General features: G+C 71.2%; 17 protein-coding genes and 2 pseudogenes. 11 read left to right on the top strand and 8 right to left on the bottom strand.

Features of this window, described 5'->3' with window-relative positions; genetic code table 11:
• Window positions 1-29 precede the first annotated feature (29 nt).
• Both ACZ7P3_RS14020 and ACZ7P3_RS14015 read right to left on the bottom strand, forming a co-directional pair.
• Window positions 30-908, bottom strand: coding sequence for an MBL fold metallo-hydrolase (locus tag ACZ7P3_RS14020; RefSeq protein ID WP_472081201.1), 879 nt, complete (start codon window positions 906-908; stop codon window positions 30-32).
• A gap of 251 nt (window positions 909-1,159) precedes the next feature.
• Window positions 1,160-2,284: a PP2C family protein-serine/threonine phosphatase gene (locus ACZ7P3_RS14015; protein WP_472081959.1), complete on the bottom strand. Its 1,125-nt coding sequence runs from the start codon at window positions 2,282-2,284 to the stop codon at window positions 1,160-1,162.
• Window positions 2,285-2,707: 423 nt separating this feature from the next.
• Here ACZ7P3_RS14015 and ACZ7P3_RS14010 point away from each other — a divergent pair, with 423 nt between their 5' ends.
• Window positions 2,708-3,946 (top strand): FAD-dependent oxidoreductase, encoded by a 1,239-nt coding sequence (locus tag ACZ7P3_RS14010; protein ID WP_472081199.1) that lies wholly within the window; start codon window positions 2,708-2,710, stop codon window positions 3,944-3,946.
• 121 nt (window positions 3,947-4,067) lie between these two features.
• Here ACZ7P3_RS14010 and ACZ7P3_RS14005 read toward each other — a convergent pair whose 3' ends face one another.
• Window positions 4,068-6,827 (bottom strand): LuxR C-terminal-related transcriptional regulator, encoded by a 2,760-nt coding sequence (locus tag ACZ7P3_RS14005; protein WP_472081197.1) that lies wholly within the window; start codon window positions 6,825-6,827, stop codon window positions 4,068-4,070.
• A gap of 281 nt (window positions 6,828-7,108) precedes the next feature.
• Here ACZ7P3_RS14005 and ACZ7P3_RS14000 point away from each other — a divergent pair, with 281 nt between their 5' ends.
• Window positions 7,109-7,789 (top strand): helix-turn-helix transcriptional regulator, encoded by a 681-nt coding sequence (locus ACZ7P3_RS14000; RefSeq protein ID WP_472081195.1) that lies wholly within the window; start codon window positions 7,109-7,111, stop codon window positions 7,787-7,789.
• Window positions 7,790-8,305: 516 nt separating this feature from the next.
• On the opposite strand, the pseudogene ACZ7P3_RS13995 reads toward ACZ7P3_RS14000, so the two are convergent.
• From ACZ7P3_RS13995 to ACZ7P3_RS13985, 3 genes and pseudogenes are all read right to left on the bottom strand, one after another.
• Window positions 8,306-8,461, bottom strand: a pseudogene (locus tag ACZ7P3_RS13995) (transposase); the annotation flags it as partial.
• A 115-nt stretch (window positions 8,462-8,576) separates the two neighbouring features.
• Window positions 8,577-8,996 carry a hypothetical protein gene (locus ACZ7P3_RS13990; RefSeq protein ID WP_472081194.1) on the bottom strand — a complete coding sequence of 140 codons (420 nt, stop codon included), beginning with the start codon at window positions 8,994-8,996 and terminating at the stop codon, window positions 8,577-8,579.
• 250 nt (window positions 8,997-9,246) lie between these two features.
• A complete protein-coding gene (locus ACZ7P3_RS13985) occupies window positions 9,247-9,654 on the bottom strand; it encodes a hypothetical protein (RefSeq protein WP_472081192.1) in 408 nt (135 codons plus the stop codon).
• A 263-nt stretch (window positions 9,655-9,917) separates the two neighbouring features.
• Between ACZ7P3_RS13985 and ACZ7P3_RS13980 the strand changes: the two genes are divergently transcribed.
• Both ACZ7P3_RS13980 and argG read left to right on the top strand, forming a co-directional pair.
• Window positions 9,918-10,871, top strand: a complete 954-nt coding sequence (locus ACZ7P3_RS13980) for an ArsR family transcriptional regulator (RefSeq protein ID WP_472081190.1) — start codon at window positions 9,918-9,920, stop codon at window positions 10,869-10,871.
• Between the two features lie 637 nt (window positions 10,872-11,508).
• Window positions 11,509-12,957 carry an argininosuccinate synthase gene (gene argG, locus ACZ7P3_RS13975; RefSeq protein ID WP_472081188.1) on the top strand — a complete coding sequence of 483 codons (1,449 nt, stop codon included), beginning with the start codon at window positions 11,509-11,511 and terminating at the stop codon, window positions 12,955-12,957.
• Window positions 12,958-13,106: 149 nt separating this feature from the next.
• Here argG and ACZ7P3_RS13970 read toward each other — a convergent pair whose 3' ends face one another.
• Window positions 13,107-15,443, bottom strand: coding sequence for a glycosyl hydrolase family 95 catalytic domain-containing protein (locus tag ACZ7P3_RS13970; RefSeq protein WP_472081957.1), 2,337 nt, complete (start codon window positions 15,441-15,443; stop codon window positions 13,107-13,109).
• Window positions 15,444-15,720: 277 nt separating this feature from the next.
• On the opposite strand from ACZ7P3_RS13970, the gene ACZ7P3_RS13965 reads away from it, so the two are divergent.
• Window positions 15,721-16,287, top strand: a complete 567-nt coding sequence (locus tag ACZ7P3_RS13965; protein WP_472081186.1) for an HD domain-containing protein — start codon at window positions 15,721-15,723, stop codon at window positions 16,285-16,287.
• Between the two features lie 126 nt (window positions 16,288-16,413).
• Here ACZ7P3_RS13965 and ACZ7P3_RS13960 read toward each other — a convergent pair whose 3' ends face one another.
• Window positions 16,414-17,046 (bottom strand): TetR/AcrR family transcriptional regulator, encoded by a 633-nt coding sequence (locus ACZ7P3_RS13960; protein WP_472081184.1) that lies wholly within the window; start codon window positions 17,044-17,046, stop codon window positions 16,414-16,416.
• A gap of 141 nt (window positions 17,047-17,187) precedes the next feature.
• On the opposite strand from ACZ7P3_RS13960, the gene ACZ7P3_RS13955 reads away from it, so the two are divergent.
• From ACZ7P3_RS13955 to ACZ7P3_RS13930, 6 genes and pseudogenes are all read left to right on the top strand, one after another.
• Window positions 17,188-18,078, top strand: a complete 891-nt coding sequence (locus ACZ7P3_RS13955; RefSeq protein ID WP_472081182.1) for a TIGR03620 family F420-dependent LLM class oxidoreductase — start codon at window positions 17,188-17,190, stop codon at window positions 18,076-18,078.
• A 61-nt stretch (window positions 18,079-18,139) separates the two neighbouring features.
• Window positions 18,140-18,895, top strand: coding sequence for an SDR family oxidoreductase (locus ACZ7P3_RS13950; protein WP_472081180.1), 756 nt, complete (start codon window positions 18,140-18,142; stop codon window positions 18,893-18,895).
• 103 nt (window positions 18,896-18,998) lie between these two features.
• On the top strand, window positions 18,999-20,048 hold the full coding sequence (locus tag ACZ7P3_RS13945; RefSeq protein ID WP_472081178.1) for an alpha/beta fold hydrolase: 1,050 nt from the start codon (window positions 18,999-19,001) through the stop codon (window positions 20,046-20,048).
• A 308-nt stretch (window positions 20,049-20,356) separates the two neighbouring features.
• Window positions 20,357-20,893: a DUF2269 domain-containing protein gene (locus ACZ7P3_RS13940; RefSeq protein ID WP_472081176.1), complete on the top strand. Its 537-nt coding sequence runs from the start codon at window positions 20,357-20,359 to the stop codon at window positions 20,891-20,893.
• A 553-nt stretch (window positions 20,894-21,446) separates the two neighbouring features.
• Window positions 21,447-22,598 (top strand): glutathione-independent formaldehyde dehydrogenase, encoded by a 1,152-nt coding sequence (locus tag ACZ7P3_RS13935; RefSeq protein ID WP_472081174.1) that lies wholly within the window; start codon window positions 21,447-21,449, stop codon window positions 22,596-22,598.
• 326 nt (window positions 22,599-22,924) lie between these two features.
• Window positions 22,925-23,586, top strand: a pseudogene (locus ACZ7P3_RS13930) (hypothetical protein); the annotation flags it as partial.

Below are 23,586 nucleotides of genomic sequence, written 5' to 3'. Positions count from 1 at the left end.
AGCGGCCGGAGGCGGTGATTCCCGGCCGCTCAGCCGTGGGGGCAGAGCACGAAGTCGTCGTAGGCGCGCCAGGAGGGATCGTCGCCGAGTTCGGTGAGCGCCTCACGGATCCGGCGAAGGTGGCCGGGGGCCAGCTGGAGCGGGGGCTCGGCGGGCTGGTAGGTGGTGCGGACCGGGTAGTCCACGCCCGGCTCGGTGGTCATCTCGATGTGACAGCCGAGCACATGGGTGACCGGCCGCCGGTCGGCGAACTCGATCAGGCGGTCGATGCTGCGGGCGAAAGCGGTGACGTCCTCGATGTACAGCCGGCCGGGATAGACGCTGTCACCGGTGAGCAGGAGGCCGGTGGCGGGGTCGTAGTACGTCACGGCCGCCTCGTGGTGGCCCGGGGTGGCCAGGCACTCCAGTACCCGGCCGCCCAGGTCGACGCGGGCGACGGAGTCCGGGTCCGTGTCGAACCCGAAGTACGGCCATGCGGCGGCGCGGTCGGCGCCCACCACCGTGGTGTCGGGGCGGCCCGTGAACTGGCCGTCGCCGGCGACGTGGTCACCGTGCCCGTGGGTGTGCAGCACGAGCAGCTCGTACCCGTCCCGGGGATGGCGGGCGAGCCAGTCGGCGAGGAGCCCGTCGATAACCCGGCGCAGCGGGAAGAACGCGGCGGACCCGGTGGCGCCCGTGTCGATGAGCACCGCCCGTTCGTTGCCGCACAGCAGGAACAGGAACGGCGCCTCGTAGTGGACCGCCATGTTCTGCCGCAGGACGAACGTGTGCTCGTCGTAGGCGTGGACCTGGATGTCGGGGTCGGTGTTGTGCTTGGCCGACGGCGAGCCGTGGATCCACCTCACGTCCAACGGGCGTGCCCGAGGGGCGGCGTGGGCGAAGTCGATCAGGTGTGTGCCGGTGTCCACGATGTCTCCGTGCGTGCCTCGTCCTGGCGGGCCGGGTACGGCGCACACCTCGTTCGGGCGGCCACGGCCGGGCCCGGGACGGGACGCTACCACGCGGTCCGGGGTGAGACCGGGGAAGCCCGTCCGCGCATCCAGGAGATCCGGCGATCACCGGCTCGTCGGGACCGGCGCCGCGGGCCGGGGCGCCCGGCTGCGTCGACGCGGCCGGCACGTCCGGGCCGCCGCCGTGCGCGCCGTGGGGCCGGCCGGCGTCAACGCGGCCCGCCGCTCCCGCCCGCCCTGTCCACGGGCGGAGCCGGCGCGCCGCGCTCGTCGGCCAGCAGACAGGCGGTGAGCGCTGCGGTGTCGTCCTGCAACTGGTTGTGGCTGTAGGCCAGCAGGTCGTTGTGGAGCTGCTCCAGCAGCTCGCGGGGCGGGAGCGGACCCCAGTCGCGCAGGCGCTGGAGAAGGGGGTAGAAGGTGCCGTCCGAGTCGCGGGTCTCCGTGATGCCGTCGGTGTACAGCAGGAGCCGGTCGCCGGGCCGGAAGTCGTAGACGTCGACCTGGTACGGGTCCTCGACGAGCATGCCGAGGTTCAACGGCGGGGCCGACCGTCCACGGTCCAGCTCACGCACCTCGTCGTGGCGCATCAGAACGGGCGGCGGGTGCCCGCAGTTGACGACGCGGACGACCTGGCCCTCGGTGGGGACCTCGGCGAAGACCGCGGTCACGAACCGTTCGCCCAGCTCGCTTCCGCCCAGTTGTGTCGCCCTGCGGTCCATGCTCGTCTCCACACGGCCCACCAGGGCGGGAAGATCGGCTTCGTCGTGCGCGGCCTCGCGGAACGCGCCGAGCAGGGCGGCGGCGGTCTCGACCGCGAGCAGGCCCTTTCCGCGCACGTCGCCGATGAGCAGCCGGACTCCGTACGCCGTGGGGACGGCCTCGTAGAGGTCGCCGCCGATGCGCGCTTCCGCGTCGGCGGAGAGGTACAGGCTCTCCAGGACGAGGTTGCCGATCCGGTGCGGAACCGGTCGGAGCAGCACGCGCTGCGCGATCTCGGCCACGAAGCGGACATCGGCCAGCATGCGCTCACGGCGGGTCCGGTGGGCGGCCAGGATCGTGCCGAGGGCGCCCACCAGCGCGGTGCAGATGTACGAGGCCACGTAGTGGCGGTCCCACAGATACCCGACGGCCCGGCCCGCGCAGCACGGAGTGCCGGCCAGCACCCCTTCGAGGAGCAGGGCGAACACCGTCGCACCGGCCACCGTCACGGGTCCGTGGGCGAACGCGGTCACCAGAGGCACCGCGATCAGCACGAAACTCACCGGCCAGTCCACGGGGGTGAGGGGTTCGAGCGCCAGAACGGCCACGACGTACAGGACCGGAAGCCAGCGCATCCATGCCGGGGGTGCGGGCAGCCGGGGCTGTACGGCCGTGGCGGCCTCCGGGGCCCGGCCCACGCGTCCGGTGCGCGCGTGCTTCACCCCTCGCTCCTGTGCGCGCACGCCGTGGCAGCTGCCTGGGCGGCCCGGGAGGCGTGACGTGCCGGCGGACGACATGCCCGGCGGTTCGGCTTACGCGGCCTTCGCACTGCGGACTCCTGTCACACGACCCCGGCAAGAGGTCCAGCCTGCTGTGCCCGGCCGCGGCACGCCGGTGATTGCTCCACCTGGCGGCATGTTCCGTCGCACCGTCCTCGTGCACCCGGGAGGCGGGCGGCCCGGCGCGCGGAGCCCGCCGGGAACCGCGGTCGGCGCAGCGCGAGGAGTATAATATTCATCGATTGATGAATTAATGGTCTCGCGAAGGGCGGAACGGCCATGGAACGGACCACGTGCTGTGTGGTGGGCGGCGGCCCCGCGGGCATGGTGCTCGCCCTGCTGCTGGCCCGGGCCGGCGTCGAGGTGACCGTGCTGGAGAAGCACGCCGATTTCCTGCGTGACTTCCGCGGTGACACCGTCCACCCCTCGACCCTGGCCCTGCTGGACGACCTGGGTCTGGCCGAGCGCTTCGCCCGGCTGCCGCAGCGCCGGGTGCGCACCGTCCAGCTGCCGGTCGGCGCCGGCCGCTCCATGGCCACGGTCGGGGACCTCACCGTGCTGCGCGGCCCCTACAACTACGTGGCGATGGTGCCCCAGTGGGACCTGCTGGACCTGCTTGCGGACGAGGCCCGGCGCGAACCCTGCTTCCAGCTGCGGATGAACACCGAAGCGACCTCCTTCCTCGTCGAATCCGGACGGGTGACCGGGGTGCGCTACCGCACCCGCGACGGCCGCACCGGTGAGCTGCACGCCGTCCTCACCGTCGCCTGCGACGGCCGGGCGTCACTGGCCCGCTTCCTGCCGGAGCTGGGACTGCGCAGCTTCCCCTGCCCGATGGACGCCTGGTGGTTGCGACTGCCCCGCCACGAGGGCGACCCGCGCGGACTCGTCGGCGAAGCCGGCGACCGCTTCCTGATCGCGATGATCGACCGCGGCGACTACTGGCAGTGCGCCGTACTCATCCCCAAGGGCACCGACACGCAGCGCCGCGCCGCCGGCCTCGACCGCTTCCTGGCCGACCTCGCCGCCGCCGTCCCCTGGATCGCCGACCGCGTCCACACCCTGGATTCCTGGGACGAGATCAAGTTCCTCGACGTACGCCTGGACCGCCTGCGCCGCTGGCACCGCCCCGGCCTGCTGTGCATCGGCGACGCCGCGCACGCGATGTCCCCGGTCTTCGGCATCGGGATCAACCTCGCGGTCCAGGACGCCGTGGCCACCGCCCGCCATCTGGCCGAGCCGCTGCGCCGCGGGACCGTACGCCTGCACGACGTACGCGGTGTGCAGCGCCGGCGCCGGCCCACGACGGTCGCCACCCAGGCGTTCCAGCGGCTCGCCCACGCCCGCGTCATCGCTCCCGTCCTGCAGGGCCGGCCGCCCTTCGGCAGCGCGAAGCGGGCCGAGCGCGTCGCGCACCTGCTCACCGGTTCGCGCTGGGCGCGCCGCCTCCCCGCCTACTTCATCGGGTACGGCGCCCTGCGGGAACGCCCGCCCGCCGCGGCCGTGCGCCGGTCCTGAGCACGGCACGTTGCGGTGCACCACTGCTGCCGCACGCCCGCCGCGTCCGCCGCGTCCGCCGCCTGCCCGAGGACGGGGACATCCTCCGGCTGTGCGCCCGGGGACGGGGACATCCTCCGGCTCACGAGGCCCGGCCGCCGGCCGTGTCCCCGGCCAGTGCCGTCCTCAGGGCGCCGCGGCGGCGGATGCCCAGCTTGCGGTAGGTGTGCGTCAGGTGGGTCTCCACGGTGCGGCGGGCCAGGTGCAGCAGCTCCGCGATCTCCGTGTTGGTGCGCCCCTCGGCGGCCAGTTCGGCGATGCGGCGTTCGCTGTCGGTGAGCGAGGCGGTGCCGGTGCGGGCGGCGGTACGGCGCGCACCGCCCGCCCGCAGCGCCTGCTCGACCAGCCCCTGCAGCCGTACGGCGCCCAGGCGTTCGGCCAGCTCCGCCGCCTCGCGCAGGCTGTCGCGGGCGCGGGACAACTCCCCGGAGACCGTCAGCCTGCGGCCCAGGGCGAGCAGCGCCGCCGCCAGTTCCGTGGCGGCCGGGCCGCCCCGCAGGAGTCGTACCGCCTCCTCGGTCAGGTCCAGGCCGCGGCGGCCGCCGGTCGCGGTGCCGAGGACGCGCAGCGCCCGGCCCACCGTGCGGGGGGTGTCCCACACCCGGGCCAGCCGCAGCTCCTCCTCGGCCAGGGCGAGCGCCTCCCGCGGCAGGCCCAGGGCCAGGCGGCACTCGGCTGCGGCGGTGCGCCACGGGGTGACGACCGGGCTGACCACCTCGCGGGCCGACTGGCGGCGGCCGCACTCCAGGAAGTCGTGCAGGGCGCCGGCCGGGTCGCCGGTCGCGGCGCGCAGGACACCGCGCGCGTACAGGAAGCGGTTCAGCTCCCAGGACTCGGGCGCCGTGCGCAGGTCGAAGGCCGCGGCCAGGCGTTCGGCCTCGGCCGTGCGGCCCGTCTCCACGAGCGCGATCAGGACGTGGCCATGAGTGTTGGTGGGGGTCGCGGTGGCCGGTGGCGCAGCGGCCAGCAGACGCGTGTAGTCGGCCCGCGCCGCCGCGATGTCCGTACGGGTGTTGAGCAGCGACTCCTGCATGGGGTGCAGGACGTCCGGGCGCTGGCCGGCCAGGCCGCGGTCCACGAGCCGTTCGGCCTCGTCGAGCTGGTCGGCCCACTGGGCGACCGCGGCGGTCGTCCCCAGCAGGAAGGGCTCGGCCAGTATGTCGGCGGGTTCGGCGAGCAGGCCGCGGATGCGTTCCATCGCGTCCTTCGCCGAAGTCAGGCCCGCGGTGGCCGCGTACTTGACCAGGAACGCCTGTCCGGCCGTGCCGACCAGCTCCGGCGAGCGCCCGGCGGCGGCGAGCAGCCGTCGGTACTCCTCCTGGCGTAACTCCTGTTCCTTGTCGGCCAGCTGGAGAGAGGCCGTGTGCAGGGCCCGCACCAGTTCGGGACGGTCGCCGACCTGGTCCACCGAGCGCAGCACCTCGACGGCGGCGCGGGTCTTGCCGCGGCCGGTCAGCGCCGTGCCGAGGGCGACCGCCGCGCGCACCCGGTCCTGCGGTGCCCCCGGCAGCCGCAGCGCCTCGGTGAGCCGCGGAATGCCGGCCGAGGAGCCGGACGCCGCGTACTCCAGCGAGCCCAGCTCGGTCAGCACCCGCTGTCTGCGGTCGTCGGAGAGGGGTTCGTCCAGGGCCCGGCGCAGGAACGCGACCGCTTCGTCGGCGCGCCCGGCACGCAGCGCCAGGGAGGCGGCGTCCTGCAGCACCGGCACCGTCCAGGACGCGTCCACCGCATCGGCGAGCAGCAGCTGACGGGCCACCATCTCGGCGGGGGCGCCGTGGTACAGCATCGCCTCCGCGGTCGCCCGGTGCGCGGCCCGCCGCCGGTCCGCGGGAACACCGGTGAGTATCGCGTCCCGCAGCAGGGGGTGGGCGTAGCGGGTGTGGCCGGTTGCGTCGCGGTGCAGCAGACCGAAGCCGGTCATGGCGGTGACCCAGCCCGCGACCCGGGCCGGGTCGGCGCCGGAGAGCCGGGCGAGCAGCGTGGGCAGACCGATCGCGGGCTTGCCGGCACACGGCGCGGGCCGGTTGTCCAGGCCCTCGTCGAGTACCGCCAGCGCCCGCGCCACCTCGGTGGTGCCGGGCCCGGCGCTGTCCAGCCACCACTGCACCGCCGCCGGATACGCCCCCGGGTACAGCGCGGCCGACGTGTCCGGCACGAGCGGGTGGCTGCCCCCGGCCAGGTCGTCGAGGAGGGCGCGCAGCAGCAGCGGGCTGCCCGCCCCGGCCCGCACACAGTCGGCGACCCAGCCGGCGGAGACACCGGGGAACGCCGAACGCACCAGCGCCGCAGCGGAGTCGGCGGTCAGCGGGGGAAGGGTGTGGGTGCTGAGCAGAGTCGGGGAGAGGGAGTGGGCGATGCCGTTGGCGGGCGGGTCGACGTCGTACTGGCTGCGTTCGGTGACGGCCAGGACGATCGGCAGGCGGTCGATGTGCCGGGCGGCCTCCACCAGCCAGCGGCGCGAGGCCCCGTCGGCCAGGTGCGCGTCGTCCACGGCGACCAGCAGCGGTCCCTGTCCGGCGCGGGAGCGCAGCACCTGCCACAGCCTGCCCCCGGTCGTGCGCTCGTCGCCGTCCGTCGTCACGTCCGCGAACCCGCAGGCCGAGCCGAGGAGTTCGAGGACGGTGGCGAAGGGGATCGTGGCGCCGCCGGGGGAGCAGCGGGCGCGCAGCACCCGCATGCCGTGCGCGGCGGCGTCCTCGGCGGCGGCCTCCAGGACCGTGGTGCGGCCCGTGCCGGTGGCGCCGCGCAGCAGGACCAGACGGCCGGTGCCGGACCGGGCACGTGCGGCCTCGGCAGCCAGCAGTCCGACGGCTTCCCGCAGCTCACGTACCGGTTGGGACATCCCTGCCTCCTTGCGCGGATGTGACGGCCCTCACGTACGAGGATGGCTGGCGCCGGGCAACGGTGGCCCTGCCCGCGGCGTGAGAAGAACCACGAGACTCCGGCGCCCCTACGGCGGAACCGAAGGCACCCCTGCCCTCGTGGTTGTCGTACGGCCGATCTCGTGGTGCGGTTCGTGGTGCTCCACGATTGCGCCCGCCCCCGGCGCCGCAGGAATGTGGACAAGACCCGCCCGTCACCGGACCCGCAGCCGTGGCGGGCGTGCGGACAGAGGGGACACGGGTGTTCAGCTCATCGAGGATCACCGGCTTCGGTACGACCGCCGGTCCGGCCGGACCGGCGGCCCGGATTCCCGTGGCGGTGCACGCCACTGACCCGATCTCCCGCGAGGGGGCGACCGGCCAGCTGCGCCCGCACCCGGAGATCGACCTGCGCGACGAGTCCGCCGCCGGTCCCGGCACGGTGGCCCTGCTCGTCGCCGACGCACTGGACGGGCCCGTGCTCACCCGGCTGCGCCGGCTGGTGCGCGGCGAGGGGGTGCGCGCCGTCCTCGTGGTGGGCGCGCTGCGCGAGAGCGAACTCCTGGACGTCATCGAGTGCGGGGTCGGTGCCATCGTGTGGCGCCACGAGGCCACGGCGCACCGGCTGGTCCAGGCCGTGCTCGCGGCCGCCCGCGGCGACGGTGACCTGCCCGCCGACCTGCTCGGCCGGCTCATCCACCGGGTGGGCACGCTCCATGGCGACGGCGCGGGCCGCTCCGGCACGCCCTCCTCGGGACTGACACCACGCGAGGTGGATGTGCTGCGGCTGGTCGCCGAAGGCCTCGACACCGGGGAGATCGCCGGCAAGCTGTCCTACTCCGAACGCACGGTCAAGAACGTCATCCATGGGCTGACCACCCGGTTGCACCTGCGTAACCGCGCACACGCCGTGGCCCATGCCGTGAGGGAAGGCTACATCTGACCGAACGGGCAGCCCACACGGCGCGCTCGGGCACCCGGCTCCGCCCGGCCTCCGGCACGGGCGCGTGCCGGAGCACAATTGCGCCCGGCACGAAGGGCGGTGTGTACCTGCTGACGGCACGGCAGAAGTGGCCGCAGGACGGAGCCGGTCCCCGGGCCGAGCCAAGGACAGGACCTCGCCGACACGCCCCCCGGGGCGCTATGGGTGTCATAGGGAGTGCCGAGTTCTACCGCGGCGGTGGGGTGCACCAGTGTTGCTCATGGACGAAGGCCAGGACCCACGGGTCCCGGCCTCCGCTCGTGCGTGGAAAGATGAGCCACCACCCGGTCCACCGGTCCCTGTTCGCCGGGTGGAGCCGGATCCGGCTCCCGACCCGGAATGCCGTGTGGGCCGACCGACGGAATTCACTGACCGGCTGAAACGCGGCCCGTAGAGCGTGGGCATCCCGTGAAGGGCCGAGGAGTTCCAGGACCAGCGGCTCACTGCCCGGCTGCTCGTTGGTCATGGTGCAGCCGCCCGCCACTGCACACCGGTCCGTACCCGGTGCAGAATCCCGTCGATCACCTGCCGGTGATCCCGCCACCGGCCACAACGCCTGTTGCTGACCGGCAGGAACGGCAGCAGCCGCTCCCACTCGGCATCCGGCGGATCACCGTGTTCGTCCCGCCCCATGCTCGGAGCGACGACAAGGGCCGCCGACAGTCACATGATCGGGGCATGAAAAGAGTCCTTCTCGACGCCTGCCGGGGAGGGCGTCGTCATCTCAGTTTCAGACAAGCGGACGAGGTCAGTTGTAGGACGCCCAGCCCGTCCAGTAGACCGACTTGCCCGACTGGATGCTCGCTTCGATCGGGCCGGTGACGCCGCCGAGTACGTTGAATTCCTCGCAGCCGCCGGGGTTGAAGTTGACGCTCTTGCCACCGGGATTCCAGCCGGTGTTGACATCCCGCAACGTCAGCTTGTTCCCCTGGTAGTCGAAGGCGCTGAGAATCACCGTGGTGCCGGTCGACTGTTTGTTGCAGACCAGGAAATAGCGACCCCCGGAGTCGTTTTGCAGGTAGAGCGAGAACCAGTCCGTGGTCGCTGGGGGCGGGGCGGCTACGCCGGCGTTGGCGATGCCGCCGAGGCTGACGGTGGTGACGCCGGCGAGGGCGACGGTGGCGGCAGCCATGGCGATGGCACGCCTGGACATTCCGAGTTTGAGCATGGGTGTGCTTCCTCCTCTGATGGTGGCCCTGGTTGGGCCGTTGTTCGTCCGCACAGCGGCGTGCCTGCCCACGATCAGTACGGGAAGGAATTCGACCGGACATTAGCCGGATACGTCGCCATGCCGCGTGGGTTGGCCACGTGCGGTGCCGCACGACCACTGCTCGTGCGGCACCGCTGCTACGGCCGGATTTCACGCCCGCTTCGCCTCACCCTTTCGGCTCGGCCGGCAAGGGGCGGCCGAGGAGCGACTATCCGTAGACCTGGACCGGGGTGCCCTGAGCTCCCACGATGTACACCAGGTTGCCCTTCTCGTCGTACTCCCAGTAGCCGGCCTGTACGACGTAGGTACCGTTCGAGACACCGATGGTGCTCGTATTGAACTGGATCGACCCGTCGCGCTCAGTCGACTTCACCCACTGGCCCAGGCAGCCGAAGTCGCCGACCTGGGTGGTGGAATGGTCGGGGTTGACCTTGAGCAGTTGGGCGCAGGGGAAGATGCTGACGCTGTTCGGGTTCCTGTAGTTGGTCGCCCCTCGCACCCCGCGGCTCCCGTCTCCATAGGAGCAGGGCAGCTCGGTTATGCCGTAGGTCTCAGAGACATAGCCCTTGTCCCGGCAGCCACCGCCACCCGTGTTGGCGGACGCGCTCTGCGCCATCGTGGCACCGGCGGCAAAGAGAGTGCCGACAACGGCGAGCGTGGCCGAGACTCGCCGGGCTCGCCGGCGAGTGGATCTCCCGACTGTCGTGTTCATGAAACTGTCCCCTTCTCTCGTTCTCTCGGGTGTCGGTGACGGCACGCGGAGTTGCCGTTCCAGTGGGCTCGTTCGGCCGCGTGATGGACTCCGCGCGCTACGACGGGCGATGGCTGGGCGGCGCACCGTGACCAGTTCGCATTGCCCCTGCAGCGCCGCCCCGTGGCGTGTACGCATCGTTTCGGTTGCGCGCGCTCTCAGGTAGCTTTCGCCATGTACGCGCAAAAGTCCTGATGATGGCGTCAAGTGCGCAGGGGGCAACCTTGATACGGATTCATCTCGGGTCCCAGGGCTTGGGCAGGGTCGGTGTCCGCACCCTTCCGGACTTCGATGCCGAGCTGACGGCGGCCGGCCGTGCGCACGCCCGCGCCGGGCAACCCCAGGACCCTCTGGCGCAGCTCTACTCGCGCAGCACCTCTCCAGATCTTGCTGCGGGCGTCAGCTGCCTGTACCTCTCCCACTTGTTCGCCTGCCGCAGCCCCACGCCTTTCACCAAAGCCCTCGCCGAGGGCGACGAGCGAGCGGAAGGGGTCCTGGCCCACGCCGTCGACCAGCTGCGCACGACCGTCGTCGAGCCGCATCACTCGAGGATCCGATCCGCGGTCGCGGCCCGGGCCGTGGCCCTGTCCCATGTCTACGTCGGCAGCGGAGCCTCGGCGATGCTCCAGCAACTCGGGCACGGGATCAGGCTCCGCAGAGGAGTACTGGAACTACCGACGGCCTTCGAAGCGGACCTCGAACTCGGCCAGGGATCCCTTCAGATCCAGGCGGTGGCTCTCAGCCGACAGGTCACTTTGGCCGAGCCCGCCGGCGATCTCCTGACCATCCGGATCCCCGCCGGAACTGCCTCACGAACCGAACCGGGACACAAGGCAGCGCTTCAATCCCTGCTCGGCACCGGCAGGGCGGAAGCACTCGCGAGCATTGTGATGTCCGGGGGAGTCACCGGCCGGCAACTGGCCTGCCTGCTCGGCGTGTCAGACGCCGCAGCCAGTCGGCACGCCGCGGTGCTGCGGCGCGCCGGCCTGATTCGGACCCTGCGGAGAGGGCAGGCCGTCGCGCACGTCGCAACACCCCTCGGCTACCACCTGGCACAGCGGGAAACCGCCACCGGGCAGTGATCGCACCCCTAGAGCCTTCCTGCGGGCATACCGGCCCTGGCCGAAGCCGGTGGGCGACCGCCCCGGCTGCCACGCCGTTGACGGTTGGCACGCTGGTTCCGGCGCTCGGGGATCGTGCGCCGAATCCGGCGTCGCCGAAGGTAACGGCGGTCGCTTCGTAGGAAACCCAGGAGGCCGACCATGTCCTCCAGCCATGCGAGCCCGAGCGGGATGCCACCAGGGCGGGATCGATGCCCTCTTCGGTGATGCCGCAGACGTTGTCGGCCATGTCGGCCATGTCGGCCATGTCGGCCATGTCGGCCATGTCGGCCAGGGCGGCATCGAACGGCAGGTCTTTGTCGTCGCTGGTAGGTGTGCCCACCCGTATAAGTGTCGGGTATCCCAAGCCCCTGGCGTGGACGTGCGGCGGCAGGCCTGGGCCTGGAGCCGCCGCCGTTCGGGCGCGCTGCTCTCCAGCGCTCTGCGAGGCGCCGCCTGCGCGTCCGGTGCGGAAGTCGTCGGCCCGGTCTTCTGGTGGATCCAGCGGAAGCTCTGGCAGCCGGCGGGGTCCCCGGGCCTCCGGGCGGTGTGACGCGGGTCACTGCAACATGGCCCGTGCGGCTTTGCATAATGATGCATCGAGCAGTATAGTCTTCCTATGTCCAAGGTCCTCACCTCCCTCCCCGTCGGCGAGCGCATCGGCATCGCGTTCTCGGGCGGCCTCGACACGTCGGTCGCCGTCGCCTGGATGCGCGACAAGGGCGCCGTCCCGTGCACGTACACCGCCGACATCGGCCAGTACGACGAGCCCGACATCGACTCGGTGCCCGGCCGCGCGAAGGCCTACGGCGCCGAGGTCGCGCGCCTGGTCGACTGCCGCGCGGCGCTGGTCGAGGAGGGCCTGGCCGCACTCGCCTGCGGCGCCTTCCACATCCGCTCCGGCGGGCGTGCCTACTTCAACACCACGCCGCTCGGCCGCGCCGTCACCGGCACCCTCCTGGTCCGGGCGATGCTCGAGGACGACGTACAGATCTGGGGCGACGGCTCCACCTTCAAGGGCAACGACATCGAGCGGTTCTACCGGTACGGTCTGCTCGCCAATCCGCACCTGCGGATCTACAAGCCCTGGCTGGACGCGGACTTCGTCACCGAACTCGGCGGCCGCAAGGAGATGTCGGAGTGGCTCCTCGCCCACGAGCTGCCGTACCGCGACAGCACGGAGAAGGCGTACTCCACCGACGCCAACATCTGGGGCGCCACCCACGAGGCCAAGACCCTGGAGCACCTGGACACCGGCGTCGAGACCGTCGAGCCGATCATGGGTGTGCGGTTCTGGGACCCGGACGTCGAGATCCTCACCGAGGACGTGACGATCGGCTTCGAGCAGGGCCGCCCGGTGACGGTCAACGGCAAGGAGTTCGTCTCCCCGGTCGACCTGGTGATGGAGGCGAACGCCATCGGCGGCCGCCACGGCCTGGGCATGTCGGACCAGATCGAGAACCGCATCATCGAGGCCAAGAGCCGCGGCATCTACGAAGCGCCGGGCATGGCCCTGCTGCACGCGGCCTACGAGCGCCTGGTCAACGCGATCCACAACGAGGACACCGTCGCCCAGTACCACAACGAGGGCCGGCGCCTCGGCCGGCTGCTCTACGAGGGCCGCTGGCTGGACCCGCAGGCGCTGATGGTGCGCGAGTCGCTGCAGCGCTGGGTCGGCGCGGCGGTCACCGGCGAGGTGACCCTGCGGCTGCGGCGCGGTGAGGACTACTCGGTCCTCGACACGTCGGGCCCGGCGTTCAGCTACCACCCGGACAAGCTCTCCATGGAGCGGACCGAGGACTCGGCGTTCGGCCCCTCGGACCGGATCGGCCAGCTCACCATGCGCAACCTCGACATCGCCGACTCCCGTGCGCGGCTCGAGCAGTACGCACTGCTGGGCATGGTCGGCACCGACCACCCGACGCTGATCGGGGCCGCACAGGCCGCCTCGACCGGTCTGATCGGCGCGATGGACGGAGGCGGCGCCGAGGCGATCGCCTCGCGCGGCGAGGCCGCGGACGAGGAGGCGTTGCTGGACCGCGCCGCGATGGAGTCCGGCACGGACTGAACCCGGTCAGCGCTCATCCATACCTGGTCGGCGGTCGTCCCTGCCTGACCAGCGGGCCCCGTCGGTCTCGTACCGGCGGGGCCCGCTGCCGTCGGGGTTCCCGACGCCCATCCTCGGGACCCTCCCTGTCGACGCGGCGGGGGCAGGGCCTACGGCAGTCCCCAGGGCGGCCCCGGCTCGGTGATGGCCACGGGTGCGACGACGAGGTCGGGCCGGGGACCGGAGTGGACGAGTACCTCGCGGTCCCGTGCCAGCTCGACGGCGAGGGTGCCGTCGCCCAGGTCCCGGGTGCGGGCCGGGGTGCCGTCGTCCAGCACCACGGTCGGGGTCCCGCCGAGCCCGTGCCGGAGCCTGAGCGGCTCGCCCGCCAGGCTCCTGATCCGAACGAACCGGGTTTTCCCCGCCCGTCGGACGGCGCTGACCAGGAAGGCGCCCTGGGTACGGAAGTTGTGCAGGGTGACGTCCGCCCAGGCGGCCGGGACGGCAGGGAAGACGCGGATCACGCCGCCCCAGCTCTGGCAGAACATGTCGTGCAGGGACTGTGAGGCGGACAACGGCGTCTCGATGACCGGACCGGCCTCGGTGTAGTGCGTGTTGGCCCGGCACGGGAAGCGGGAGGCGGGGTCGAAGAACTTCCGCAGATAGGTGACCGCGGTGTCGCCGTCACCGGTCATCGCGTACATGGAGGCGGCCCCCGTGTAACTGTAGCCCCGGTGGGCGCCGGTCAGCGCGTGCCAGTGGGCCACCGACCTGGAGATCAGATCGCGGCTGCCGGGCTGGTCCCAGTTGACGAGGTACAGGGGGTACACCATCAGCAGGTGCGAGTAGTGGCGGTGGGACTGCGCGTACGGGGTGCCGGCGCCGATCATGAAGCCGTTCTCGTCGACCGGGTACGGCGTGAGCCTGGCCAGGACCTCCTGCCAGCGCGGGAGCGACTCGTCGTCGATGCCGAGGAGCCGGGCCGACTCGATGAGCGTCCGGCAGCCCCAGCGGATCAGGGCCAGGTCGTAGTTGGTGTCCTGCGGTGGCACGACGGGGTATTCGGGCGAGAGCGTGCTCGGCAGATGGAGCTTGCCGTCGCTGCCCGGGGTGAGGAAGTGCAGGTAGTAGGCGATCGCCCGGCGCAGCACCGGGAAGATCGTGTCGCGCAGCAGGGCTTTGTCCATGGAGTGCCGGTAGGACAGCCACACGTTGTGCAGGGCCCAGGTGAGGTCTCCGGTCTCGGCGCCGGTGCCCGGCTCGCCCACCCCGCGGTCGGCGAACATGTCGCTGCTGCGGCCGATGCCGGAGCTGTCCGTGCGGTAGGGAGCGGGAACGTTGGCCATGAGCTGTTCCTGGCTCTGCCGCAGGGTGCTCGCGAGCGAGTCGAGCTCCGGGTGGTTGAAGCCGTGGATGAGCCAGTACTCCAGCTGGACATTGAGGTTCCACCACACGGCGGGCCAGGGCGTGGGCTCCAGCCATGGTCCGGAGGTGGCCATGACGGGCCCGCCCGCGCGGCTGGCGGAGGCGACCTTGTAGAGCTGGATCCAGTGGAAGCTCTGCAGCCGTTGGTCGGGGAACGAGACGAAGCTCTTGCGGTAGAAGTCGTGCCACCAGCGGGTGTGCCGGCGGCGCAGGACTTCGTACGACGGCGCGTGCCGCAGATTGCGGAGCGAGGCGGCCTCCGCGGCGGTGCCGGAGGGCGAACTGTGTCCGACGCTGAGCAGCAGGTCGGTGCCGGTGCGGCGGTATGCGGTGGCGGTCTGGCCGCCGCCGGTGAGGGGCTGCAGCACCTGCTCGGTGCCGTCGGGGGCGATGTGCGTGGTCCAGGGCGGGTTGGCCGTGTAACCGGAGGGCGGGGCTTCGCTGATGCGCCGGGGGCTGACGGCCTCCTCGGGATGGAACGTCCAGACGACCCGCTCGCCGCCGTCGGCCGTCACGCGGACGGCCAGGACCTCGTCATGGATGAGGGCGGACAGGGTGAGCGTGCCGACGGTGGTGGTGACGGTGCCGGTGAGTTCGGCGTTCCACAGGCTCAGCCGCCAGTTGACGGCGGTGATGGTGCCGGCCGGTTCGAGCGTGAGATGCCCGACCGGCAGACGGCAGGTGCCCCAGCCGCTGCCGAACTCGGGCCGGTGGTCCTGGACACGGCCGTGCTGGACGGTGAAGCGGACCTGGTCGGTGCCCGGCTCCCGGTAGATCATGCTGCCGAGCAGCCCGTCGCCGAGGAAGGGACCCTCGTACCAGAGAGCGGGCAGCTTGGCCCACAGCAGGTCCTGACCGCGCAGGAACCGTTCCCAGGCGCCCTCGGTGGTCATGGTGTCACGGAGTCTCCAGGGGCCTCTGCCGCCCTCGGCCGCCGGACCGGGACCGTCGGACGCCACTGCCTGCGCGGGCTGTTCGGCGTGGGCCGTCCCGGGCAGGGCCGCCGCTGCCGCTCCGCCCAGTGCGGTGCCGAGCACGGCTCGGCGGGCCACCGGTGAGCGCTTCCCCGGCTGCGAGGTCATCATCGTCCTCCAGAGCTGACGGTTCGTCGAGACATCGGGTGTATGGGGGAACCTAGGGATGCTCCGTACACCTGTCAACGACTCCAGCCGTGAGCAGGGGAGGCCGTTTTATCTATGTACGGTCGGTGATTCGGACCTCGTCCTGCAGGAATGGTCCCATCGGAGTCGGTAACTCATCCGATGTATGGCGGGGCCGATGACGTACGAGACCCGCAGCAGGGAGAAAAGGACATCCTGTCGTCACCTGCCGTATCCCCGGTTGAGGCACGGTGGCGGCATGACGCACGACCGTATTGCCTCTGCCGGCATCCCCGCTGTCGACGAGCTGATGGCGCTGCTGGCCGGGTGTGAGGACGTCTGGGACCGCCCGGACCGCTCCGGCGACCCGGTGGCCATCCTCGACCATGGCCTCCAGGTCGCCTCCGTACTGGCCGGGCGCCACCCGTACGACGAGGAGCTGCAGGTGGCCGGGCTCGTCCACGACATCGGCCACTACCTCGTTCCCGACGACGAAGCGGGCCACGGCACGCACGCCGCGGAGGCGGTCGAGGGCCTGCTGGGGACGCGGGTCGCGCGTCTGGTCGCCCTGCACATTCCGGCCAAGCGCTATCTCGCCGCCGCCGATCCGGACCTGGCGCTGTCGCCGGAGAGCGCCCGCACGCTCGGCTGCCAGGGCGGCCCGATGACGCGGCAGGAGGCGGCGGCCTTCGAGGCGGACCCCGACTTCGCGGCGGCGGTCGCCCTGCGCCGCGCCGACGACGCGGGCAAGGTGGTGGGACTGAAGGTGGCGGCGCTGGAGTCCTGGCGGCCCGTCGTGGAGCGCGTCGCCGCCGGCGCCCACTGAGAACCCGGTTCGTCCCGCTGGTCGTAGTCGCGTTGGGGTGGATCGCCGGCGCACTCGGCCCGAAGTGCCCTCCGGCTGGGGCAGCCGCACCGGCTCCCGGACTGCGAACTTCGAGGGCGCCCGCGCTCACCCTCGGGAGCCGCTGCGTCCCTCGGCCGGGGCCGGGGCGCCGGTGGTCGGGAAGGCGCGCAGAGCGATCTCGGCGGTCTGCAGGAGTTGCGGGAGGGCGGTGCCGGCGGCCGCGTGGACGGCCTGCCCCTCGGAGAAGACCATGATGTAGCGGGCGAGGGCGTCGGGATCGGTGCCGGCGGGCAGGTCGCCCTCGGCCAGGGCGGTACGGAACCGGTCGGCCAGGGCGGCCTCGCCGGCCATGCGGCCGGCGGCCAGAAAGTCGGAGACAGCCCTGTTCTCACGACCGCCGGCCAGGCCGCCCTGGATGGTGAGGCATCCGGCGGGCCGGTCTTTCCGGGTCAGGGCCTTGGCGTTTTCGCGCAGGAACGTCTGCGCTACCTCGAAGGCCGTCGGTTCGGCCAGGGCGGCGCGCGCATAGGCCATGTCCCGCTCGGCGTAGCGGTGGATCGCCCGGTGGAACAGCTCCTCCTTGGACCCGAACACCGCATAGAGGCTGGGCTTGTTGACGCCCATCGCCTCGGTGAGGTCGGTCAGGGACGTGCCCTCGTACCCGTGCAGCCAGAAGACCTCGACCGCGCGGTCGAGAGCCTCTTCCTCCTGGAACGTGCGGGGCCGTCCGCCTGGCATGAGTGTCTCCCCGTTCTGTCCGGTCGTCCCAGGCTACGGCGTTTAGAACCGTTCGGTCAAAAATTTTGCGCTCGGCGCGTCGGCACGCTACCTTCGAGTTTAGAACCGCTCGGTACAAAACTCGATCGGAGGGAGTCCGTCATGCCTGACCACGATGTCCGGACGATGCTCGGGCGACTCGGGGTGTGGAGCTCGGAGCTGCGCGATGCGGGCCGCCCAGAGGTCCAGCGGGCCGTAGCAGCACTGGACGCACAAGGCGTGCGCACGCTGTGGATCCCCGGCCTGGACGGCCGGGGCGTCTTCGGGGATGCCGGGCATCTGCTCACGGCGGCGCCGCAGGCCACGCTCGCGCTGGGCGTCCTGGGGATCTGGGGGCAGGTTCCGGCGGACGTCGCGGACCGCCTCCACGCTCTGGACGGCGACCACGGGCCGCGCACTCTCCTCGGCTTGGGAGTGAGCGACCGGCACGCCGCGGCCGGAGCGGGCCAGGCCTACGGTGACCCGATCGACGCGATGGGCACTTTCCTCGACGGCCTGGACAGTGCCGCCCGTCCTGTCGCGGTGGGGCGGCGTCTGCTGGGGGCGCTCGGGCCGAAGATGGCGGAGCTGGCCGCATCCCGTACGGCCGGGCTGCATCCGTTCCTGGTCACCCCCGAACACAGCGCGACCATGAGGGCCCGGCTCGGCCCGGCCGCGTTGATCGCACCGCACCAGGCCGTGGTCTTCGACGCCGACCCGGGCCGTGCCCGCGCCCTCGCCAGAGACAAGCTCGGCGCAGTCGTCGGCTTCGGGGCCTACCGCCGCAACCTGCGGCGCATCGGTTTCAACGACGCCGACCTGGTGCCCGGCGGCAGCGATCGGCTCATCGACGCCGTCGTCGCCCACGGCACCGCCGCCGACATCGCCGCCCGCATCCAGGCGCATCTGGACGCCGGCGCCGACCACGTCGCCGTGCACGTGCTGAGCGGTGACAGCGAACTGCCGACCCGGCAGTGGCGGGAACTGGCCGACCTGGCACCTGCTCTCACCTGACCGGCCGACCCGCCCTCAATCCCTCACCGACACCACCACATCACACACAGGAGAAAAGATCATGGGACAGCTCGACGGCAAGACCACGCTGGTCACCGGCGGCACCTCCGGTATCGGCCTGGCGGCTGCCAAGCGCTTCGCGGCCGAAGGCGCGCAGGTCTTCCTCACCGGCCGGCGCGGACCCGAACTCGACGAGGCGGTCAAGGCCGTCGGCGACAACGCCACCGGTATCCGCGGCGACGTCGCCGACCTCGCCCACCTCGACCGCGTGATGAGCGTCATCGCCGACCACGGCCACGGCCTGGACGTGGTCTTCGCCAACGCGGGCGGCGGCAGCATGGCCCCGCTGGGACAGATCACACCCGAGCAGTTCGACGAGACCTTCGGCACCAATGTCCGGGGCACCCTGTTCACCGTGCAGAAGGCGCTGCCGCTCCTCAACACGGGCGCCTCGGTCATCCTCACCGGTTCCACCTCGGGCAGCAGCGGCCAGCCCCCGGCGTTCAGTGTCTACGCCGCGTCCAAGGCTGCGATCCGTTCCTTCGCCCGCACCTGGGCGGGCGAACTCGTCGCTCGCGGCATCCGCGTGAACGCCATCGCACCCGGCCCGACCGAGACCACCGGCCTGCTCGCCAATCTGGCCGCACTCGGTGACCAGGGCCCCGGACTCCTGCAGGCCATCGCCGCCGGCGTCCCGCTCGGCCGCCTCGCGGACCCGGACGAGATCGCCCATGCCGTGCTCTTCCTCGCCTCCGACCAGAGCAGCTTCATCACCGGCACCGAACTGTTCGCCGACGGCGGCCAGAACCAGATCTGAGCCCGGCCGCCCCATGGCCGCCGCCCGGGCAGCCACCGGTCCGGGCGGCGGCGGCCACTTGACCCCGGACTCGTCCGATCCGCTGGAGAAGGGAACCCCTTTCGTGAACGACGACAACGGCACAGAGTTCGACGAGCCGGCCGACACCGCAAAGATCGACCGGCGGGGCTTGCTGCGCGCGGCGGCCGTCGGCGCCGTCATCGCCCCCGCGCCGTGGCTCATCGAGGGGGCGGCGCACGCGGCCTCCCGACGTCCGGTCCAGAAGCTGCCCGGCCTGCCGAAGGGCTTCTGGAAGACCTTCACCAGCAGATACGTCAACGTCGGCGGCGTGCGACTGCACGCGGTGACCGGCGGGAACGGCCCAGCCCTGCTGCTCATATCCGGCTGGCCCCAGTTCTGGTACGCCTGGCGGCATCTGATGCCCGTCCTCGCGCGCAACTTCACCGTCGTCGCCATCGACCCCCGCGGCGTGGGCCTGTCGGACAAGCCGCCCACCGGATACGACTCACGCACCCTCGCCGACGACTCGGTCCAGGTCATGAGGGCTCTGGGACACGACCGCTTCGCCCTGGTGACCCACGACGTCGGCTCGTGGACCGGCTACGCGCTCGCCTCGGACCACTCCACCGCCGTGGCACGGTTCGCCGTCATGGAGACGGTCACTCCCGGCCTCACCGACATCGGACCACTGCTGCTCCCAGGACCGCTCAACAAACTCCTGTGGCACTTCCCCTTCAACCGCGTGGAAGGCATCAACGAGCAGATGGTCCAGGGCCGGGAAGACCTCTACTTCGGATACCAATTCACCACCAAAGCCGCCACACCCACCGCAGTGCCGGCCCAAGCCGTCCAGGTGTACGTCGACATGATCAAGGCAAGCCCCGCAGCACTGCGAAGCAGCTTCGAGTTCTACCGCGCCATCGACGAGATCATCGCCCAGAACACCGAACGGAAGAAGACCAGACTCCGGATGCCGGTACTGGCCGTCGGAGGTGAGCACGGCGCCGGCGCCCTCGTGGCGACAGAGATGCAAACCGTCGCCGACAACGTCACCGGTGCGGTCATCCCCGGTTCCGGCCACTTCCTCATGGACGAAAAACCAGAGGAACTGGCCGAGGCTCTCACTCCTTTCCTCGCGCCCTGCCTCCGCTGAACGAACGCCTCCTCCGGCCAGGTCCGGGGCCGCGTCCAGAGAGGTGGTGCACGGGTTCGACCTGATCCGAGGGGATGCCCCGGCGTCTCCTCGAGCCGGACCGGCGGGGCCTCGATCGGGTGTCCCACTGCCTTTCGCGGTCTTCTTCACCCCGCTCGACGTCCTCACCGCCAGCCGGTTCCCATTCTGGCAACAGGCCATGACCAATGGGCCGACCGCCGGGCCGGGTCCCGTACGCCGTGGCGAGTACACGGGGTTACTCCGGCCGTCAGACGCCATGGCTGATCCCATCCGGCACCTTGTCGCACATGATGCTGAGCCGACCCGCGCGCCGGGCCTTTCTCGTCGTCCATGTGGCCGCCTCCGCGAGCTGGCTCGGGCTCACGCTCGGCCTGCTCGCACTGGGGATCACCGCCGCCACCACCGGATCGCCGGTGACCGTGGAAGCCTCCGTCCGGGCCATGAAGCTCTTCGCCGACTGGCTGCTGCTCCCCGTCGCGTTCCTCACGCTCTCCAGCGGTGTGCTGCTGTCCGTGGGTACGCCGTGGGGACTGGCGCGGCATCGATGGGTCTGGACGAAGTTCTGGCTGACGCTGGCCACGACCGCCGCCACGGCGTTCGCGCTGCGTCCGGGCCTGAACTCCTCGGTGGCGGCCGTGGCCGCGGGCGGACCGCTGCCCGACACCGGCGTGGTTCTGGCAGGCCCGGTCGTCTCGCTGTCCGCCTACGTCTTCATGACAGCGATATCGATCCTCAAGCCCTGGGGGCCCACCCGTCGCGGACGACGCCACCGTGCCGCGGCCCGCACGGCGGCGCAGGCCGCACGCACGCGCCGGACGGCCTGACGGGCGGCCGCCTCCCCGGCCGCCGACGATCACGCCCACGGCGGCCGGGCAGCGCCCCTGTACGACGTGCTGCCGCACGGAACGCACCGCGGAGCCGCACGGATGCCGTGCAGCCGGAAGCCGCCAGATCCGGGAGCCGTGCAGCCGGAAGCCGCAGGTCCGGAAGCCGTGCAGCCCGTAGCCGCAGATCCGGAAGCCGTGCAGTGCAGCCGGTGGCCGCATGGAGCGCCGGCCCGGAGATCCCATGCCGACAATCGAACACATGATTGACTCGGACCAAGTGGCTCATCCCCGACGGCCTCGCCCGAGCCCTGGAGGAGTGGCACGCGAGCCACCGCCGGCTCGCCCGATCCGGACCGATGAGGCACGGGTGGCGGCGGGCACCCTGGGGGTGGGTTGCAACCCCTGCCGTACGGGCGTTACCTGGAAGTACCGGCGGTGAAGCGAGCGCGAGGGCCACGGCACAGTCCGAGGTTCCGTTTTCGTGTGCGTCCCCCCGGCAGCAGCTCTCCCTCGCCGCCGTCGTCCAGCGCTCGACGCGGAGGTGATCCAGGTGAAGGCCGTCGTCTACGAGAAGCCCTTCAGCGTGACGGTGAGGGACGTCGATGATCCGCGGATCCAGCATCCGAACGATGTCCTGGTACGGGTGACGTCGACCGCGATCTGCGGATCCGACCTGCACATGTACGAGGGCCGCACCGCGGCCGAGGCGGGCATCGTCTTCGGGCACGAGAACCTGGGCATCGTCGAGGAGGTCGGCACCGGTGTGACCTCCCTGTCCAAGGGCGACCGGGTCGTCATGCCGTTCAATGTCGCCTGCGGATTCTGCAAGAACTGCCTTGCCGGAAAGACCGGGTTCTGCCTGACGGTCAACCCCGGCTTCGCCGGCGGAGCCTACGGCTATGTGGCGATGGGTCCCTACAAGGGCGGGCAGGCGGAGCTGCTCCGGGTGCCGTTCGCCGATTTCAACTGCCTGAAACTGCCGCCGGGCAACGAATTCGAGACCGACTTCGTGCTGCTCGCCGACATCTTCCCGACCGGCTACCACGGATGCGAACTCGCGCAGGTGTCCCCTGGCGAGAGCGTGGCCGTGTTCGGCGCCGGACCCGTCGGCCTGATGGCCGCCTATTCCGCGCTGCTGCGCGGTGCGGCGAAGGTGTTCTCCGTGGACCGGGTGCCCGAGCGGCTTGCCAAGGCGGAGGAGATCGGAGCGATCCCCATCGACTTCACCAAGGGCGACCCGGCCGAGCAGATCAAGGAACACACGGGCAGAGAAGGCACCGACAAGGGCGTGGACGCCGTCGGGTACCAGGCACAGGCGCACGATGCCAGCCACGAGGAACCCGCCGTCGTGCTCAACACGCTGGTCGAGACGGTACGGCCGACCGGCATGCTCGGCGTACCCGGTCTGTACGTGCCCTCGGACCCGGGCGGACCCGATGAGCACGCCAAGCACGGCCAGCTGCTGGTCTCCATCGGCAGGATGTTCGAGAAGGGCCAGCAGATGGGCACCGGTCAGTGCAACGTCAAGCGGTACAACCGCCAGCTGCGCGACATGATCATCGCAGGGCGGGCCAAGCCCAGCTTCGTGGTCTCCCACGAATTCCCGCTGGAGCAGGCGCCGCAGGCCTACGAGAAGTTCGACAAGCGGATCGAGGGCTACACCAAGGTGGTACTGCACCCCGGTCACGCCCTCGCCGCGTGAGACACGGGTCCGGGTCCGGGCTGCCCTGCACGGGTGCCCGGACCCTCCGCTGCTCGGCGGGCACAGCCGGCACGCTTGTCTCGTCCGCGTCGCGGAAACCGTCCTTGCCCGGTCTCTCGCCGCCGCTCGGGCCAACTGGCCTCCTCTGCTACACCATCCGGTGGCTTATCACCGCCACAGCGTTATTCATGTAAAGCGATTTCCTATTCATTCCACTGTCCAGCTCTAGGTTCTGACCAGCCGTCACGAATCCCTGAACCGAGTCGAGGAGAGTGGAGAGAATGACGACATCGCCGCGAAGGCGATCTCTTGTGGTGTCAGCCACCATGGCTGCAGCGCTCGCCGCAGCCGCGCTGGCAAACGCGGGAACCGCCTGCGCTCAGGACCACACCACCCCGCACCCGCCGTACCCGGTGACACCCGAGCACCCGTGGAAGGCAACGAAACCCGACTTCCCGGTGTGGCCGGAGAGGCCCGAACACCGGATGAAGCCGGTGAGGCCCGAGTACCCGCGACATCCGGTCAAGCCCGACTTCCCGATGAAGCCGGTGAAGCCCGAGTATCCGCAGCATCCGGTGAAGCCTGCGTATCCGCAGCATCCGGTGAAGCCTGAGCACCCGGTGAAGCCCGAGTATCCGCAGCACCCGGTGAAACCGGCGCATCCGGTGAAGCCCGAGTTCCCGATGAAGCCGGTGAAGCCGGTGAAGCCCGAGTATCCGCAGCATCCGGTGAAGCCTGCGTATCCGGTGAAGCCTGCGTATCCGCAGCATCCGGTGAAGCCTGTCTATCCGGCGAAGCCCGTGTACCCGCAACGCCCGGTGAAGCCTGCCTATCCGATGAAGCCTGAGTACCCGGCGAAGCCCGTGTACCCGCAGCATCCGGTGAAGCCTGCCTATCCGGCGAAGCCCGTGTACCCGCAACGCCCGGTGAAGCCTGCCTATCCGATGAAGCCTGAGTACCCGGCGAAGCCCGTGTACCCGCAGCATCC

It is taken from the genome of Streptomyces sp. NPDC107581, assembly GCF_055657175.1.
The sequence above is the reverse complement of the archived record's forward strand: the minus strand, read 5'-3'. Positions and strand labels throughout refer to the sequence as shown.

What these genes read in the sequence shown, in the direction of transcription:
- ACZ7P3_RS13955 (WP_472081182.1), top strand. Translation starts at nt 17,188, where the DNA reads ATGCCTGACCACGATGTCCGGACGATGCTCGGGCGACTCGGGGTGTGG.
- ACZ7P3_RS14010 (WP_472081199.1), top strand. Translation starts at nt 2,708, where the DNA reads ATGGAACGGACCACGTGCTGTGTGGTGGGCGGCGGCCCCGCGGGCATG.
- ACZ7P3_RS13960 (WP_472081184.1), bottom strand. Translation starts at nt 17,046, where the DNA reads ATGCCAGGCGGACGGCCCCGCACGTTCCAGGAGGAAGAGGCTCTCGAC.
- ACZ7P3_RS13950 (WP_472081180.1), top strand. Translation starts at nt 18,140, where the DNA reads ATGGGACAGCTCGACGGCAAGACCACGCTGGTCACCGGCGGCACCTCC.
- ACZ7P3_RS13985 (WP_472081192.1), bottom strand. Translation starts at nt 9,654, where the DNA reads ATGGCGCAGAGCGCGTCCGCCAACACGGGTGGCGGTGGCTGCCGGGAC.
- ACZ7P3_RS14015 (WP_472081959.1), bottom strand. Translation starts at nt 2,284, where the DNA reads ATGCGCTGGCTTCCGGTCCTGTACGTCGTGGCCGTTCTGGCGCTCGAA.
- ACZ7P3_RS13940 (WP_472081176.1), top strand. Translation starts at nt 20,357, where the DNA reads ATGATGCTGAGCCGACCCGCGCGCCGGGCCTTTCTCGTCGTCCATGTG.
- ACZ7P3_RS13990 (WP_472081194.1), bottom strand. Translation starts at nt 8,996, where the DNA reads ATGCTCAAACTCGGAATGTCCAGGCGTGCCATCGCCATGGCTGCCGCC.
- argG (WP_472081188.1), top strand. Translation starts at nt 11,509, where the DNA reads ATGTCCAAGGTCCTCACCTCCCTCCCCGTCGGCGAGCGCATCGGCATC.
- ACZ7P3_RS13965 (WP_472081186.1), top strand. Translation starts at nt 15,721, where the DNA reads ATGACGCACGACCGTATTGCCTCTGCCGGCATCCCCGCTGTCGACGAG.
- ACZ7P3_RS13970 (WP_472081957.1), bottom strand. Translation starts at nt 15,443, where the DNA reads ATGACCTCGCAGCCGGGGAAGCGCTCACCGGTGGCCCGCCGAGCCGTG.
- ACZ7P3_RS14005 (WP_472081197.1), bottom strand. Translation starts at nt 6,827, where the DNA reads ATGTCCCAACCGGTACGTGAGCTGCGGGAAGCCGTCGGACTGCTGGCT.